The organism is Helcococcus sueciensis DSM 17243 (assembly GCF_000423145.1).
Lineage (GTDB): Bacteria > Bacillota > Clostridia > Tissierellales > Peptoniphilaceae > Helcococcus > Helcococcus sueciensis.
The window spans coordinates 1-19,090 of sequence record NZ_AUHK01000026.1 but is presented as its reverse complement, the minus strand read 5'-3'; the positions used below and the strand labels follow the sequence as shown (position 1 = coordinate 19,090).

Genomic DNA, 19,090 nt, shown 5'->3' with positions numbered 1-19,090 from the left:
CCCTCAGAATCACAAATAAAACAATCATGCTTATCTTTAGCAACATCGATACCAACAAGAAACATAAAAACCATCCTTTCAAATAAATTGGCTGTGGTTATCCACAAAAATCTATGTATCGTAACCTTGCTCGAGATAAAACGTCATAGCGTTATCTAACTCATAAACAAATAAACATAGAATTGTGGTTGGAGCCTTAATAAAATAGTCAAAGCTATAGGAGTGATAACCAATCCACAAGCCTATACTTATCATATAGTAAAAAGAAAAAAAGAACACTAATTACTATGTGTTCATTATACAAGGAGTGTATCTATGAACAAAACTTTTAAGAGAACGATGTCACTTATATTAGCTTTTGTTATGATTCTTAGTTTTGGAAATATAAGAGTTTCAAAAGCTGATAGTATTGACGAAACAATCAAAAACATGACCCTTGAAGAAAAAATAGGGCAAATGTTGATGGTAGAGTTTAGATACTGGACCGAAAACGGCGGTGAAAGAAAACCAGTTACTGAACTTAATGATGAGATAAGAGAAGCTATCAAGAAATATAAATTTGGTGGTATAATTCTTTTCGCACAAAACGTAGTTGAAACTGAACAAACTACAAGGCTTACTCATGATATACAAAAAACTTCAATAGATAATGATGGTTTGCCATTACTATTATCAATAGACCAAGAAGGTGGTATAGTTGTAAGACTTGGTACTGGTACTAGTTTACCAGGTAACATGGCTCTAGGTGCTACTAGAGATAATGATCTTGCTTACAGATATGGTAAACTTATTGGAGAAGAAATTAACTCTTTAGGTATAAATGTTAACCTAGCTCCAGTACTTGATACAAACAATAATCCTAATAACCCTGTTATCGGATTAAGATCTATTTCTAGTGATCCTCATTTAGTTGGTGAATTAGGAAGTAATGTAATTAAAGGTTTACAAGATACTGGTGTAAGTGCAGCTATTAAACACTTCCCTGGACACGGTGATACAGCGGTAGATAGTCACGTTGGCTTACCTGAAGTAGATAAATCTTTAGAAGAAGTAAATAATATGGAACTTATTCCATTTAGAAAAGCTGCAAATGAAGGTGTAGATATGATAATGACAGCTCATATTTCATATCCACAACTTGAAAAAGATACAGCTATTTCTAAAAAAGATGGTAGCGAAGTTCATATACCTGCAACATTATCTGATGATATTCTTACAGGTATTATAAGAGAAGATATGGGTTATGATGGAATTATAATTACTGACGCTATGAACATGAAGGCAATTGCAGATCACTTTGGTGAAGAAGAAGCTATCCTAATGACAATTCAAGCTGGTACAGATATTCCTCTAATGCCAACAAAATTAGAATCTACTAAAGATTTAGAAAAATTAGATAGTATAATTGACACAATAGTTAAAGCTATAGATTCTGGCGAACTTACTGAAGAAAGAATAGATCAGTCAGTTAGAAGAATTTTAGAATTAAAACAAAGAAGAAATATATTGGATTTAGATCAATATAATACACCTATTGATGAAAAGATAAGTAATGCATTAAACGTAGTAGGTTCTCAAGAACATTTCGATACTCAAAGAGAAATCACTCAAAAAGCTATTACAGTTACAAAAAATGATAATGATACATTACCTCTTTATCCAAAAGAAGATGAAAAAGTATTAGTTCTAACTCCATACGCTAACGAATTACCAGGTTTCCAATATGGATCAGACAAACTAAAATCTGAAGGTGTAATTGACGAAAACGCGGTAGTTGATGTAAAACAATTTACAAAAAATACTACTATGGAAGAATTAGAAGAATATGCTAAAAATTATGACTATATAATCGCTGTAAGTGAAATAGGAAATGTAAGACAAATGTCTAAAGATTTCTGGTTAGCTAATGTACCAGATCAATTAACAAGACTTGCAAAAGAAAACAATAAACAATCTGTAATAATAAGTATTGGTAAACCATATGATATAGGTAGATATGAACATGCAGATGCTGTTGTTGTAGCTTATGGTGCTAAAGGTATGAACCCAACAGAAAAAGGTCAAGATCCTGTTAAGACATTTGGTCCAAATATACCATTCTCTCTAGATGTAGTATTTGGTAAAGTTGCTTCTTCAGGTAAACTTCCTGTAGATGTACCTAAACTTTCAGAAGATTATCAATATCTAGATGAAGTAGCTTATAATATAGATCACGGATTAGTAACTAAATTAAAAATAAATGTAGATATCACTATAAACTTAGTTGATGAAAATGGCGATTTAATTGAACAACTTGATTCAATGAACTATACAGGTCATGAAGATGAGTTAGAAGCTGCTATTGAAGAATTTGCAAAACCATATAAAGAAAATAGTAAATATGAATATAAATATACTACTAAAGATGATGATGGTAATGTAATTCTTGAATTTACTATGGTAAAAGGAAACGCAAAAGGATTTATTATAGGTAAAACAAATGTAAGAACAAGTCCAAACGGTCCAATCATAGGAACACTTGAACGTGAAGCTATAGTAGAAGGTGAATACGAAGAAGGCTCAAACTGGGTTAAATTTGATTACTATGGACAAGAAGCTTATGTATACAAACCACTTCTTTCAAAGGCACTAGAAGTAAAAGGCTTCGTAAATGGAAATTCAAATATAAGAAAATCTCCAAATGGTGAAGTATCTGGCTTAGCAAAACGTGAAGAAGTAGTAAAAGGTGTTGTATCAATAGATAATCCAAATTGGGTTAAAACAAATAAAGGCTATATCTATAGACCATTAATAGTTGATACTCTACAAATTAAAGGCTTAATATTAGGTACAACAAATGTAAGAATGACACCAAATGGATATATATTTGGAAAACTTAGAAACGCTGAATATGTAGAAGGAACAATAAATATCACAAATCCAAACTGGGTAAGAACAAGATACCAAAACAGAGATGGATATGTATATAGAAGTTTAGTAAGAGATACAGTTTCAGTAAGCGGAAGAACAACAGGTACATTAAACGTTAGACAATCAGTAAATGGAAAAGTATTAGGAACATTAAATAAAGGTTCTGTAGTAAATGGTAAAGTATCTGTAAATAATCCAAACTGGATAGAAGTTCAATACAATGGCCAAAGAGCATATGTTTACAAAAACTTTGTAAAATAGTAATTAAAAATTGGATTTCAGTCCTTAATTAGGATTTATTCCATGAAAACTTAATCAGCATAAAGGTTAATTACCTTTATGCTGATTTTTTTACTATTTCTATTTTATATTCTATATATAAACACTCATTTATACAAAATGTTACTTCCTTAAATCATCTAAAGCATTTTTGCTTCTTTCAATTCTCCACCTGCTTTTATTTCTGATTCAGATATATAAATAGATTCATCAAAATCTTTCGTTAGCAATAATCTGTCATAAGTTTCCATAATCATAACAACTAAATCACCATAACCATTTTTGGTTACAAATATCGGTTCTTACTTTTCTCTGCATAGTTCAGAAATCTCAGTCGTGTTTCTTAAATCTTTTATTGGTATAATTTCTGGCATATCTATCTCCTATTTCTGCGCATAATTACATCATAATTATGTGCAGAAATTCAATGGAGATATTAAAACTTTTAATATTTTAAAAATACATAAAAAAATCGGAGAAAACTCCGATTTTTTTACTGTTTCTATTTCACACACGCTCTATAAATATAAGCTTTTTGTCCCTTATATTGAATCTCTATCCAGTTTGGGCTGTTTGAAGATGTTTTACCATTTACTACAGAATCTTTCTTCAAACTTCTTAATATCTTACCATTTGGTGTTTGTCTTACATTTGTTACACCTGATAATAAGCCTTTTACTTTTAAAGTATCGACCACTAGTTTTCCATAGATATATCCTCTATCTGACTTAACCCAGTTTGGATTATCTATTGACACAACACCTTTCACTATTTCTCCACGTTTTAATACACCTGTTATTTTACCATTTGGTATTTTTCTAATATTTACATCTCCACCTGCGAATCCTTTTACTTCAATTGTATTTGAAAGAAGTGATTTGTATATATACGCTTCTTGTCCTTTGTAATTAAATTTAACCCAATTTGAACCTTCTTTATATTTACCTTCTACAATAGTTCCACGTGTAAGCGACCCTATGATTGGACCATTTGGACTTGTTCTTACGTTTGTTGTTCCTTTGAGTAAACCTTTTGTATCATGAAGTTTTGATTCTTGCATTGGATTCGAACTAGAACCAGATGTATCTTTGTCAATTTCTTTTATAGCATTATCTAATTCAGAAAACACATTTTCAAGGTTTTTGATGTCTTGTATCTTTAAGTCTTGTTTAGCTAATATATTTTCTGCATTAGATATTGATTTTTCAAATTTATTTTTTCTTTGTACATCTTTTTTATTATAATTTTCTGTATACTTTTTATCTTTAGCTTTTTTTATTAATTGAGAAAGTTCAACTTTTAAATCTTCAAGTTTTACATTTTCTTGTATTTGTAAAAAGTATGGTTTGAACTCATTCTCGAAATATTCTTCTAATTTAATCCCATCTAATGTACCGTAATTAGCGTTAGTTTGCATTAATTTTTCTTTAAATATCTTATTTATTTCTACATTATTTGGGTATTTTGCTCTATAAATCGCAACTTTTCTTGTCATTATTTCTATTTGTGAATGTACTATATAATATTTAAATTGATCAAAATAATCTTCAAGATTTTTTATTTTACTTGTATCAACTGTTCTTTTAACAAGCTCCATATAGTTATTAATATTGTCTTGTGCTACTTTTCCATTATCCCAAATTAATCTTTGAATCCTATAGTCATCATTGTTTATATCTAATTCTGGATATGATTTAACTTCATCTAATAAAGTTTTTAATCTTTCATATTCATTCTTTGCTTTTTCTGAAATTTCTTTTAGATATTCTGTTTTTGCTTCATTTATAAGCGTATTTATTTCTTGTTCTGTTTTTCCCTTTATTTGCTTTATATATGCATCTTTTTTTTCTTTAGCATAATATCTTAAACCATATATTTCTTTTATAGCTTTTTCTTCAAATTCTGATGTTTTACTTTCTGCGTTTAATTCTTTAGTGTTGATTGAATCATTTATATTATATTGATTTGCTTTAGCCTTAGGTGATAAAAACATGCAGATTGCTAGTGATCCTGCTGCTATACTAATAATTGTCTTTTTTGTTGTATTCTTTTTATTTTTCATATAATCTCCTGTGATTTTTTTTTATTATATTTTTTTTATATGAAATAAATATGAAATGAATAAAATTTTTAGAATGCAATCATCTTGTATCTTAATTACCTTACATCACGGGGATTTTTTTCTTTAATCTGTAGCTAATGTTTCCGGTATAACTATGTTCTATTGTAGTAAATCAACAATAAAAAAATCGGAGCGAACTCCGATTTTTTTCATTCTATTTTACAAACTCTTTGTAAACATATGCTCTTTGGCCTTTGTATTGGATTTCTACCCAGTTTGGATTACTTGCAGATAATTTACCTGTTAACTTAACCCCTTTTCTATGTGTTCCTAATACTTTGCCATTTGGTGTTTGTCTTACATTTACTGTGCCTGTTACTGTTCCACTTACTGAAACTGTATCTACTATTAAGCTTCTATATACATATCCATCTCTGTTTTGGTATCTTATTCTTACCCAGTTTAGATTTGTTATATTTAATGTTCCTTCTACATATTCAGCTTTTCCTAGTGTTCCCATTAAAGTTCCATTTGGTGTCATTCTTACATTTGTTGTACCTGACATTAGTCCTCTTACTTTTATAGTGTCTACTACTAATGGTCTATAGATATATCCTTTATCTGTCTTAATCCAGTTTGGATTGTCTATTGATACAACACCTTCTACTATTTCTTCACGTTTTGCTAAACCTGTTACTTCGCCATTTGGAGATTTTCTTATATTTGAATCTCCACTTGCAAATCCTTTTACTTCAATTGTATCTGAAATAAGTGGTTTGTATACATACGCTTCTTGTCCATAGTAATCTAATTTAACCCAATTTGAACCTTCTTCGTATTCGCCTTCTACTATAGCTTCACGTTCAAGTGTTCCTATTACTGGACCATTTGGACTTGTTCTTACATTTGTTGTTCCAGTTATAAATCCTTTTGTATCATGAAGTTTTGGTTCTTCTGGTTGTTCTGGTTCTTCTGGATCTTTTGGTTCTTCTGGTTCTTGAACTTTCACTTTTGAATTTATCAAGGCATCAACTAGTTCTGAAAATGCTTCGTTTACTTCTTCTTGTGTTAAATCTTCTTTTGCTATAATTTCTTTTGCTTTTTCTATTGCATTTTCAAGATTTTTTCTTGATTCATCTTCTAAATCTTCTTCAAGTCTTGTATTTGCTTTTTCTACAAGTGAGCTTAATGCTGTAGTGTCTACTACTGGTTTTTCTTCTTCTTTTAATTTAACTGAAGCAAATGCATCAACAAGTTTAAGTATTTCATCATCAACTTTTTCTTGAGTTAAATCTTCTGATTTTAATAATTCAGTTGATGATTTAATAGCATTTTCAAGATTTTCTTTTGACTCATCTGTCAATTTGTCAGAATTTTCTTCTAAAGATTTATTTAACTTATCAATCAATGCTTCTATTACAGATGTATCTATTTCTTCTTTTTCTTCTTTTAGTTCAAGATTCTTGTAAGCTTCTTTTAATTTTGTTACAGCTTCATTTACTTCTTCTTGTGTTGCATCTTCTTTTTCTAAAACTTTGTTTGATTTTTCAATTTCAGATTCTAAAGATTTAACAGATTCTTCTGTGAATTTATCCTTAACATCTTCAATTACTGATAAAGTTAATTCTATTGTTTTTTGTAATTCTTCTTTATTAACTTTTGGTTGTTCTGGCTCTTTTTCTACCAGATTTTCAATAGCTTCTTTTAATTCTAATACAGCTTTTTCTTTATCATTTTGATTATAAGTATTATTTGAATCTGATATGATTTCTTGTAATTTTAATAATTTATTTATAAAATTAGATGCTGATTCTATAGTTTTTCCTTCTAAAGATATATTTTTAGATTCTTCTAGTAATTTAGCAGCTGGATCATCTTCATTTTCTTCAATAATATTAAATATTACTTCTGAAATTTGATACCAATATTCTCTACTTTCAGTAATTTTTATTCTAACCGCTTTAACTAATTTTTCATCTAAATTTATTGTTTTATCTAATTCATTTGATTTTATAGTGTCTACTTTTTCCCAATTAGAACCATCTACTGTTATTTCTACATCTGAATTGCTTAAAGCATCAGCACCAACATCATCAGGTTGAACTATTCTTATAGATTTTAATTTTACCGGATTATTAAATTTGAAATTAATTGTATCTCCTTGCATTTGATTTCCATCAAACCATGTCTTAGTATTCAAATCCCCATCAATCATATTTCCATAATTATAGTTTTGATAATATGATTTATTAGCTGAAATAAGAGGAGTGTTTTCATTTCTTTTTACTAAATTATTTTTTGCTTCATTAAGTTCTTCTATATAGTTATCAATAGTTTCTTTTGAAACATCGTGTCCCTTAATGCCATTTCTTATTTCATCTAATTTATTTCTATATTCAGGATATCCACTAATATATTCTTTTTCATTCAATGGATAAGTAGCTTCTACATATAATGGATATGCAAATATAGGTATTAAATTATTTTTCGCTTCTATTAATTCTTCATATACTTTATCTACTTCAGTTTGTGTTGCTTTGTCATTTTCTAATACAGTTTTAGCTTCTTTATACTTTTGACTATATTCTTCAAATGTATCTGGTAAATAATCTACTTCATTTAATATGCTATTTAATTCTTCTTCTAATTTTGTTTTATCGGTATGACGTGCATAGACAAAAATATATTCTTTATTTTCTTTACCAAATTTTTCTTTTACACTTTCATCTCCAACTACTTTGTATCCATATACATCTTTTGAATTAATAGTTACTTCTTTGTCAAAACTACCATAATATTCATCTTTATCTAATAAATCTTCACCTTCTTCATTTCTATAATAAACGGTGATTTTAGATATATCTTTACTAATTTCAAACTCGCCTACTTCTGGTAATTTTGAACCTTTTTCGTATCCAGCAACATGTCCTAATTGTTCATATACATTTTTAAATTCATCAAAAGTTTGTATTGAATTGCTGCTAGTATTCCAAGATTTTGTAGCTAAAGCTCTCATTTCATTATAAATATCTTTGGCAACTTGATCTTCACCAATTAAATCTGGAATATCACACCAAATAGCAAGTGATGCACCCTTGATAAATTCGGAATTATCATCAACCTTTGTTTCTGGGAAGTTTCCAGGTGTCCACTGGTCATATATTCTTCTATCTGCATTTAAATAGTCAAAGCTAGCTTGATTTCTTCCATCATTTGGTTTATCAGGTCTTAAAACATAATAGAAAAATCCTGAATGTATATTATATATGGAATCATGACCTCTATCTAATATTGTTTTTAATGAAGCAATAGATCTGTTCCAAGGCATTGTTGACCAGAAATCCACTCCTATATAACTATGCATTTCAACTTTTTGTGGAGATTCATAATAAGAATGTTCCCCATAATAAAGACCATCATTCCAAACTCTAGGTATAAATCCACCCTTATACACATGTTCTGCAATTTCATTTATATAATTTGCTAATGTATCTTTCCATATATATTCTGGTCCTAAATTTTCTTTTGCATAATCATCTAGAACTTTTTTATAGATAGTAGTAAATGGCGGTCTATCAAATTCCATATACTCATCAGCTCCTATATGGAAATGTTTTGATCCTTCAAATAATTCCATATATTCTGTGTATAGTGATTTGATATATTCTACAGCTTCAGGATTAGTAACATCTAGTCCTGATTTGTAATGATTTCCATAAATATCTACTTGTCCATATTCAGGATGTACTTTAAGTATGTGGTCTACATGACCAGGTGTATCAAGTGAAGGTATTATCTCAACTTCATATTTTTTCGCTTCTTCTATAATTTCTCTAACTTCATCTTTTGTTAAATGCTCATCTGATACAATTTCCGGATCTACTTCACTTTCAATTCTAAATCCTTTATTTTCTGAAAAATGTAATTGAAGTGCATTTAATTTCATATAAGACATTTCTCTTATAAGTTGCATAATCCATTCTTTAGAGAAATATTTTCTTCCCATATCTAAATGTATTCTTCTTTCTGCTACATTTGGATAATCTTCTATAACTCCTTCTGGTAATTCACCTATAGTCTTAGATAAGTTTTGAATACTTCTCAACGCATAAAGTATTGCTCTTTCAGATTTTCCTGTGACTTTAACAATTCCTTCTTTTATAACAATTTTATATGCCTCATTGCTATCAGAATTTATATCCAAACTTTCATCTATATTAATGCTTATTGTGTTACTATCTACACTTTCTTCTGTACTTAAAATCATCTTTAAAGGTTTAGTTATTAATTCTTTTTCCAATAATTCCGAATTAGCTAATTTTACAATATCCTTTAAATTTTTGCTTGAATTATTTCTGCTATTATGTAAAATTAAGAATTTTGTGTCATCATTTAATTTCCAAGTCTTTCCACTTTTATCTTTAATATATTTTTGTATATTAGGATTTGTCTTAGAAATTAATTCTGTTGAATTTTGCCCTTCAAATTCCTGCGCTTTAATATATCTCGCATTTGGGATCAGTAATGAAAATACCATTAATAAAACCAATATTTTTCTTAGTTTTTTGCCCATTAATTTCTCCTTTAGATTTATAGAAATATGTAGTTTCCTAGTATCAGTTACCAAAAATTTAAATATCTTTATATATTTATAAATTAACCTCCTTTTCTTCTTGTCTAAATATTCTTATAGTTACAATTATATCAATAGTTTAAATTTGTGTAAATGTTTTCAAAAAAAATTTTAAATAAAAAACTGACATCTTAAAAGTTTATTTTTTATTACAACTTTTATGTGTCAGTTAATATGGAATTTATTTAATTTCTTTATAACTATAAAGATAGATTGTAAAGTTTTGTTATTTGGTAAAAACTTAATAATAATACTTTAAGAAAACCTATATTATTTCACAAGCTTACAAATAACCTCTATGGCCCAGTTTATGTCAATCACGATTTCTTTATCATCAATTAATTTCGATATGTCATTTTATAACATTTTTAATTAATATCATTTTTTTCAATTGAGTTATCCACCGCTCTATCTAAGTATTCAGCATCAAATCCAGCACTCTTATACCCTTCTAGAATAGTTGAATAATATTCATTACTAGGTTGATTTAACGGTCTACCTTCATTCATAATATAAATCATAGCATTTACCATTTTTGCATCAACTACAACTTCCATCATTTCTTTTCTATACAAATCGGGCCATTCTTCATAAATATCAAGTTCTTTTTCATCGTCAGCTGTAATCTTCCACACAAGAATTGGAACACTATCTCCTACACAAGGTTCAACAGTTGCAAAAGAACGATTACCTTCTCCTCTAAAAGTGAGTTTGTAATCCTTAATTTCACTTGATCCTAATATCTTCGCACTTGGACATCTTTTCGCCATCTTGTCTAGATGTAAATTTGAGCCATATGCAATATATAATTTACTCATAGTTTAACTCCTTTCAAATTAGGTATATTATCTAATAATCAGTCTCCTAATCCAATTAAATTATCGTTGTTTTTTATGGCATATTGAGAAAGATGTATTATTTTTTTAATATCATTCTTAATTTTAGATTTAGATAGATTGAAATTTTCTATAATATTATTTTCAACATACTTATCAGTTTCTATATATTTCATTACTGATTGTGCAAATTTTTTTATATATTTAAAATAATTATAATATTTAAAATAAAAAAGCCAAAGTATAATATACTTTGACTTTTTTATTTTACTAACTTGAGATAAATCTATATCAAAGGCTTTATAACAAAATTAAGATATTTTTCTTTTTAATATCTTATTTAGTTTTTGACTTGTTACTTATTAATATTAAACTTGCACCTGCTAAAATAGTAGTTACATAATAAAATGATGCAACAAAGTCATCACCTGTTCTTGGATTTTCTTTAGGTTTCTTCTTCTTATCTTCCGGCTTTTTAGGCCTATCATCTTTTATTTTTTCAATTTCAGTTTTAGGATAAGCAATCACTGATTTTGTCCAAATAACTTCCCCATTTTCACCGATAGAATTTTGAGGTAGACTTACAAAGAAAGGCTCTATTTTAGAGTATTTCATAGCTTCTCCAGTTTTTGAACTCTCTTCAACTAAATATATACCATTTTGTAAGTTAGAAAAATCAACTTTACCTAAATTATCGGTAACTGCAATATGACTTTTGACATCTGAATCAACTATTAACTTAGAAATTTTCTCAGCTAATATATTTGAATCCTCAGCTGTCAAATTAAACCAGTCAATATTTAAGTTTTTAATTTGGGAAATATTTTCAATAGAAAGCTCAGGACTTAGTTCTATATCTGCGATTTTACTAATTTTTATTTCTGCTCCGCTTATCCCATTCTTATCATTTCCGTCCTTATATATCATATTGACGGTCAATGAATTATCTTCTGAATTTTCTGGTAAAGATGAAGCTTCAGATTTAAATCCTAAAAATAATGTAATTGGAAATAGTAAAATCAATAACTTAACTATTTTTTTCAATTTCATCTTCACCTCCTCTTTGTTTAACTTTACTTCTGTAATCATTAATATAAGTTTTTATTTTTATATAGATAAATGTCAATATAAGTATAAGTAAGCTAAAAGCTATAGTTACATATTTTTTTTCGATAATTTTAGAATTTACTGTGACTTCAAAAGGATCATAGTAATCTTCATTTATTGAAACTAGCTTTCCCCTGACCATTAGCCTGTGAGAGTTAATCCCATAAGGAGTACATGTAAATAAGGTAGCATAATTTTCACCTACTTCTATTGAGAGTTCATCCAACTCATCTGGAAGTATAGTTACAATCCTATCCACTTGATAATTGTATTTAAAATTTAAAACTCGGATTGCAAATAAATCTCCAATTTCCATCTGATCTAAGTCTGTAAAAAGCTTTGCAGATCTTAGTCCTCTATGACCTGATATAGCTGAATGAACGCTCTTTCCAGGCACTGGAAAGCTAGTACCTTCCAAATGCCCTATAGAGCTTTCTAATATTGTTGAGTCCGTTCCATGATAAATAGGAAGGCTTACTCCAATTTTATCTATCTCTACATAACCCAATATACCAGTTCCTGTTATATCTAGGATATTATTGTAGACATCCTTCTCTTCAGGAGTTAAGACAAAACGATTATTTTTTTTCAATAGGCTATCATTATATTCTACAGCCTCTTTGATCATCTCTTCCGCTTTTTTATTATCTATTTTTTCGGCTTGTTCTTTATAGCTAGCTACAGCTTTGGATTGAATCGATTCATTCCATAGATCTGAAAGACTTGGATAAATTAAAAGCCCTAATCCGGCAATCATAAACAAAATCAAAATTAAATTTGTCCAATTAATTTTCTTCATCCTCAGACCACCCATACTTATATTTATCTTACTTACTATTTATTAATCTTTTTACGTACTACTAGTTGAACACCAGCAAATACTACAAATATTGTACCTAAAACATAAATTAAAGTTCTACCAACACCACCTGTGCTTGGTAATTCTTCACCGGCCATATTTACAAAATTAGTTGATAATTTTCCTTCGCTAAGATTTACTGTAATACTATCAGCTGGATCAACTATTAATTCTTTTAATTTTGGATCAGCAGCTTCTTCATCATAAACAGCACTTACAGTAAATTCAAGATCTTCTGCTTTATTGTAACCAGTAGGAACAGTTGTTTCCTTGATTATATATTTGCCTTCATCTAAACCTTTAAAATTAAATGTAGTTCCACCTTTTATTTCTTCACCAACTTTAACTTCACCTTGGTCAGTAACTCTATAAAGAGTAAATCCTGCACCTTCTAAAGGATTATTTTTTCCATCAACTTTATTTACGTCTAATTGGAAAGTAAATACAATTACCTTATCTTCAGGTGTTTCGCCTTCTCCATCACCATATGGATTGTTTGAGAATACTAATTTAACCTTGTTTGGATTTCCTGCTTGTCCAATAACAGCTTGATCATTTAATTTAGCTGTATATTCAACAACAACTTGACTATCTTTTGTTAATTCCACTGTTGGTGTAACAGCCTTTAAATTTTCAAAAGTAATGTTTAATTTACCAGCATTGTGTGTAACATTGTAACCACCAGTAATTTCCGTACCGTCAATTGTAACTTTTACGCTACTTTCATTGAAGCTTAAACCTGGTGATAATTCATCTTGAAATTCGTATTTATATGTTTTGTATGATCCAATATTTTCACTTAAAGTACCTGTTAATTTGAATGGAACATCATCATTTATATTGTATGCAGCCCCATCTTTCCAAGTAGCTTCAGTTTCTGCTGGTTTTTGATCTTTTACTTTCTTTTCAACAGTTACTGTGCTTTCCTTGGTCTTAACAGTAAGATCTTCGTCTTTAGCTGTATTTAATATTACTAATGTAGCTTCTCCACCGTTTTTATCAGAACCAACAGTAGTTTCAGCTATTAAATAATAACCTTTGTCAACATTTTCAAACTTCTTGTCTTGGCTAGTATAATCAGCTGCTTCATCTTTTATAGCTAAGAATACTTTGTCTGCAAATTCTCTTAATTGAACATCATTTAAACCAGAAATATATTTAATTACTTCATCATCTGAAGCTTGTCTGCTAGTAGTTTTTAGAGCTTCGCTATATTTTGGATTAACAGTATAAATTATTGCATCTCCGTCATTTTCTGCTGACATCAGTTTATATGCTGAATAAACAGCATCTTCTGAACCGCCGTCATCTATAGTTATATTTGCTGCAAAAGCAGTAAAAGGTGTAATAATTAGGGCTAAAACTATGATTAAACCCAATAGCTTTTTAACGTTTTTCATGTGATTTCCTTTCTTTTATTTATTTTAAATATTTTTTTCTACTAATGTAAATTATTGAGCTTGATATAATGAATCCTAATCCCAATAAATATATAAAATCTAGTCCTGAAGAACCTGTGTTTGGTAGTATAATACCTTTTTGAACTGTATTTTCAATATATATATATCCACCGAAGAATTCTATAAATCGAACTTCTTCTCTAGAGATATTTTCATCCCAATAGTTCGTTCTATTTATTTGATTATAAGTTTCATCTTCATTTTTCTTATGGTCCATCCATACAAAATAAATAGGATTTTCAAGCTTCTTATATCCCTTTGGAGCTTCGATTTCTGTTATTCTATATAGTCTATTTAACTTATAAGAATCAGATAAAACTATCTTTCCATTTTCATCAGAAATTTCAATCTTTGCATCGACCCATTTATCAGCTGAGCTAGAATCGAAGTATTCTATCTTAAATTTAGCACCTTCTAATAATATGCTATTGTTGTCTTTATCAAATTTATAGATAGTTACATCACCCCTAGTCGTTCCAGTTGCACTAGCTGATTGATCAAATGTCGCTTCATTATTTGAGCTGTCAATAGCTTTTTCTCCATATAACTCAGCTTGGTTTGTAATCTTAAAGTTGACATCAGTATTTTTTTTATCAATCCTATAAGAATACTCTAGCAATAGTGGAGTTTGATCTGGTATTTCGATTACAAAGGAATTGTCATCTTCATTATAAGTAAACTTATAATTTTCTTTATTTACTTCCTCTATTTTTTCACCATTTGTTTTATCAAGCTTATAAAGTTTAACTGAGTCAAGCAATAAGTCAGCATTTGCAGAAATTGATCCTAGAGTTAACTTATCGGATAGCTTTATAGTATCTGAACTTTCATCTAAGTCTAATCCGCCCTTGTTAATTGGGATTGTATACTTTATAACATCATTTTCTTGTTTTGAATGTTTTTCCAACATTGGATAATCTTTCTCAACGTTGACGATTCTTTTATCAGATGCCTCATCATCAGTACCTTCATTTACAACTGCCTTATTTTCATAGAGCTTAGCAATTTGCTTCTTAAATGATCCATCTTCATTCTTTTCAGGAATTCCTTCCTTCCAATAGGAGTCATCCTCATAAGTTGCTGAATATGCTATTACAACTTGATCTATATGAGAATTAGTCATCAATTCAGCATCTGTAAATGATATATCTAATTTATTTGTTTCTGGGTCTTGCTTAATAGATAAATTACTATAACTGTAATCCCTAAATTGAGGATATCCCATTTCAATAATAGTTACCGAAACGGATTCTCCATCTACCCAAATAGGATTACCTTTTTCATCAATCATATAAGTTCCCTGTGATTGAATAGAATTCTCATACTTATAAATTTTCATACTATCGGGTACATACTTCATTCCCTTAGGAAGATAGTCTGAAACCTTAACCTGTCCTCTACGTTCAGGAGCTGGTACTAAAAGTCTATATCTTACAGTTTTTTGATCCTCGTATTTAAGCTTCAAGGAATCAATAGACCTATATTGTATATTTCTTTCACTTTTACCAGCATTTTTTTCTGGATTTTCAGTTGAGACTTCTTTTTTTATCTTAGGCATCTCTATCTGAGCAGCTTCATCGTGATCTTCTAGTTTAGTATCCAAAACCTTAAAAGTATTTCTACCTTGGATAGGCTTTCCGGCTTCAACCATGGACATATCAAATTTACTAAATACAGTTGCATATAATTCTTTTCCATATAAATTTGATTTTTTTGCTGTAACCTTTATTTCAAATTTCTTAACTTTGGTATTTGTATCGGTATTAGCTACTTCATTACCTTCGAAATCATAATATTTGAATTCAAAATCGAAGTAGTCATTTTCACCATCACCATTAAAGTCATTATCATAAGGAACTTTTGTTTGATTAGCATCTCTTAAAGTTAAACTAAAGTTTCTGTTTTCCTTTAATCTTGTATCAACTTCAGCAGCACTAAAGTAGTGGCTTCCATCTCCGTAGTCTATACTTTTACCAACTATTCTTGATACAAATGAAAGATTTGACAATTCATCGACTATGGTAAATGTATCAATTGGCTTTTCATTACTTATATTGTAAGTTAGTTGCCAATATTTCATAGGGATTCCATTTTCAACCTTATCATAGCCTGAAAAATTAGTCTTTCTAACACTTGCAGGAGAAATAGGCATCGTTGTATTTACACCATCTGAAGTGTCACTATCTATTTTTTTATTATCTTCATCCTTTATATCAGCTGTATTGTTAACAGTTGAATTAAATGGTGCACTTGTAGAGAAGTGAAGGAAATAAGCGTCATTAGGTTTTAGTACACTTTTATCAATTTCTCTATTAAATGTACCTACTCCTCTTTCAGCAGCTACTGATAACGGGAATGGAATTTCGAAGCTATTTCCATCAGGTTGTTTTACTGTAAATAGTTTCTTAGCAAATCCATCAATAGAGTATTCTATACTATCTCCGTTCCTATAAGATTTTATATCCGATTCTCTATATACATCTATATCACTAGTAAAGGCTAAACCTTCTGGTAAAACATCTGATATGCTCTTACCTGTCATATCTTGATATTTTGGGTTTACAAAAATAAACCATTCCACACTCATAGTATCTTTATTGAATTTACCAATCTTTTTTATGTTTTTTTCCATTTCCGGCCAATTTTGTATACGTGGTGGTATTTCAACGGTATAATCAACGACTGATTTTTCTTTATGATTATCTCCCTTTACTGTATTTCCAACAAATTTTTTAGCAGTTAACCTAGTTACTTCTTCCCTAGTTAGGGTTGCATCATATTGTAATTTATAATATTCACCTTCATATAATTCAGGTAAATCTTTATAAGAGAAACTTTGTAATCCTGTTTCTGGATCTTTTTCGATGGTAGGTTTAACTTTATCCAAAACTTCAATTTGTTTTCCTGCAGAATCATATTTTACTATCTTGAAACTTTCCGCAACATAAAGGGGATTTAAATCTTCACTGGAATTTCCATTAAAGTAGTCTGTTAAATCAATTTTACCTTTAGTTCCTAGTTCAGTTGAGAGCTTAATTTCATAGGATATAACACCAATTTGATTAGCCCCTGTAAATCCATACTTTTTAGACTCTTCACTACCATAAGTAAAATTACTGTCATGGTTTGGGTGGTACAAGTTTGACATTACTTCTATATGAAAATTACCTGTTTTTTCAACTTTTATATCTGACTTAGGGATATTAACATCATATTCTACTTCTCCATTTGCCTTATTGAAAACCAACTTATTATTTTCTGTATTGTTGGCATCAATAGTAGCTTGATAAGTAAAATCTCCGTAGAACTCATTTTTATTGTCTTTAACATCATTAAATTTGAAGTGAACAGTTCCATCTTTGTCTATATTAAATGTACCTATCTCCTCTGTTGTTCCTCTCCTATAGATGCTTCCTTCTTGTGTTTCAAGAACTAAACCTTTTGGCATCTTATAATAGAGTGAAACAACTTCATTGCCATCTTCATCGGTAGACTTTGGAATGGATGCTAGGGTACCAGCTGGTAAGGTATAATTCATTGAAAACTTAATTTTATCTTTGTTCTCTAATCCCTTATCTGGATCATATGCTTCAAATTGATTTGTTTCTCCATTAAATCTTTGTAAAGTTGCATCATCTACATATTGAGTAATATTAGTTTCTCCTTCATAAGGAGCAGCAAAAACAGAAATATTTATATGCATATATGAAACTAACATCGCAAAAATTAGAAAAGTTGCCATGATTCTTTTACTAGTTTTCTTTTGCGAAATTATTTTTACGAAATCTTGTATTTTAACCTTTCTCATATTTTCCTCCTTTCTATAATATTTTTATGTAATTTGTTGGCCACAAAATCATAAACATCTTAGAAATCACTTGTTTGTTTTTTATTACAAACAAATCCTTATTTTTGTCATTTAATAATATCTTTGAATTATCTTTCAATACAAAAATGGATTCCTCTGGAACTCTGATAGAAAAATAATTTGTTTTATTTTTATCCTTATTATTGATACCTAAGTCCTTGCTCTTAAACTCTCCATCAACTTTTATATTACCTTTCGAATCTCTTTCCACTAATTGACCTGGGAGAGCAAGAACTCTAGAAACAATAGTCTCATTACCGTAGTAATACGCAACAATATCATCTTGTTTTATTTTCGATAGTTTATTACCAATTAATAAGGAATTCGCCTTTATTTCGGGAGACATATCGTTACCGTATGTATAAACAACCGGAAAAAAATAATGCGATAAAATTGTTGCAAAAGAAAAGATTATTAAAAGAATATAAATTGTCTTTTTTAAATAATAAAAATACAGATTTTTATTCGTCTTTTCTTGATTATATCCTTGATTATCAGATCTATTTTCATTTATATTTTCATTTCCCTTGTTTAAATTTTGATCCAATTGATCTAAAATAGCCTCTTTTGACTTTAAAGTTAATTTTTCTTTTCTTTTTGTTTTCATTATTTTATCCTAATATAAACATTTTATTAACTATATTTAGTATACACCTTATATTAAATAAAACAAAAATTTATCTAATATTTCTATCTATTTTTCTATGTATATATTTATAATTTAAAATAAACATGAAAAAAAAGGTGGTGTTGCAGATTAGTTAAATCTAGTCTACACACCACCTTTTTTCTTAAATATCTAAATTTAGACATTACAGTCTAGTCTTAAATTTTTGATTTTTCAAAAATTTATAAATACACCCCTAAAAATAGGCGCACTTAATAAAGCTATGCTTTTTTACAAATATTTTTCTAAGCAGCTTTATATTTTATTATTTCTAAATTGTTTTTAATTATCTTTGATGATAATTTATTTAAGTTTAAGGCTATTGATAAAAGGTTTATTTCACTTCTTACATTTAGTTTTCCTGTATGATTAAATCTATTGTATGATAAACCATCTTTTATTTTAGAAA

The 19,090-nt window shown here is 28.9% G+C and carries 10 protein-coding genes; 1 reads left to right on the top strand and 9 read right to left on the bottom strand.

Translation table 11 applies throughout. The features are described 5' to 3' along the window. Nucleotides 1–315: 315 nt before the first annotated feature. A complete protein-coding gene (locus G534_RS08090; RefSeq protein WP_051177457.1) occupies nt 316–3,171 on the top strand; it encodes a glycoside hydrolase family 3 N-terminal domain-containing protein in 2,856 nt (951 codons plus the stop codon). Between the two features lie 520 nt (nt 3,172–3,691). On the opposite strand, the gene G534_RS0106300 is transcribed toward G534_RS08090, so the two are convergent. From G534_RS0106300 to lepB, 9 genes are all read right to left on the bottom strand, one after another. After that, entirely contained in the window at nt 3,692–5,251 is a 1,560-nt protein-coding gene (locus G534_RS0106300) for a GAG-binding domain-containing protein (protein WP_027348371.1), read from the bottom strand. A gap of 214 nt (nt 5,252–5,465) precedes the next feature. Further along, nucleotides 5,466–9,824: a family 20 glycosylhydrolase gene (locus G534_RS08085; RefSeq protein WP_051177456.1), complete on the bottom strand. Its 4,359-nt coding sequence runs from the start codon at nt 9,822–9,824 to the stop codon at nt 5,466–5,468. 428 nt (nt 9,825–10,252) lie between these two features. Then, entirely contained in the window at nt 10,253–10,702 is a 450-nt protein-coding gene (locus G534_RS0106290) for a gamma-glutamylcyclotransferase family protein (protein WP_027348370.1), read from the bottom strand. A gap of 38 nt (nt 10,703–10,740) precedes the next feature. Further along, nucleotides 10,741–10,896 (bottom strand): hypothetical protein, encoded by a 156-nt coding sequence (locus tag G534_RS08770; protein ID WP_169513552.1) that lies wholly within the window; start codon nt 10,894–10,896, stop codon nt 10,741–10,743. A 160-nt stretch (nt 10,897–11,056) separates the two neighbouring features. Further along, entirely contained in the window at nt 11,057–11,770 is a 714-nt protein-coding gene (locus tag G534_RS0106285) for an isopeptide-forming domain-containing protein (RefSeq protein ID WP_027348369.1), read from the bottom strand. Further along, nucleotides 11,748–12,626 (bottom strand): class C sortase, encoded by an 879-nt coding sequence (locus tag G534_RS0106280; protein WP_027348368.1) that lies wholly within the window; start codon nt 12,624–12,626, stop codon nt 11,748–11,750. Before G534_RS0106280 ends, G534_RS0106285 begins: the two co-directional genes overlap by 23 nt. 35 nt (nt 12,627–12,661) lie before the next feature. Then, nucleotides 12,662–14,086, bottom strand: coding sequence for an isopeptide-forming domain-containing fimbrial protein (locus G534_RS0106275; protein WP_051177455.1), 1,425 nt, complete (start codon nt 14,084–14,086; stop codon nt 12,662–12,664). Between the two features lie 19 nt (nt 14,087–14,105). Next, nucleotides 14,106–17,954: a SpaA isopeptide-forming pilin-related protein gene (locus G534_RS0106270; protein ID WP_027348366.1), complete on the bottom strand. Its 3,849-nt coding sequence runs from the start codon at nt 17,952–17,954 to the stop codon at nt 14,106–14,108. A gap of 13 nt (nt 17,955–17,967) precedes the next feature. Further along, nucleotides 17,968–18,621, bottom strand: a complete 654-nt coding sequence (gene lepB / locus G534_RS0106265) for a signal peptidase I (RefSeq protein ID WP_027348365.1) — start codon at nt 18,619–18,621, stop codon at nt 17,968–17,970. Nucleotides 18,622–19,090 lie beyond the last annotated feature (469 nt).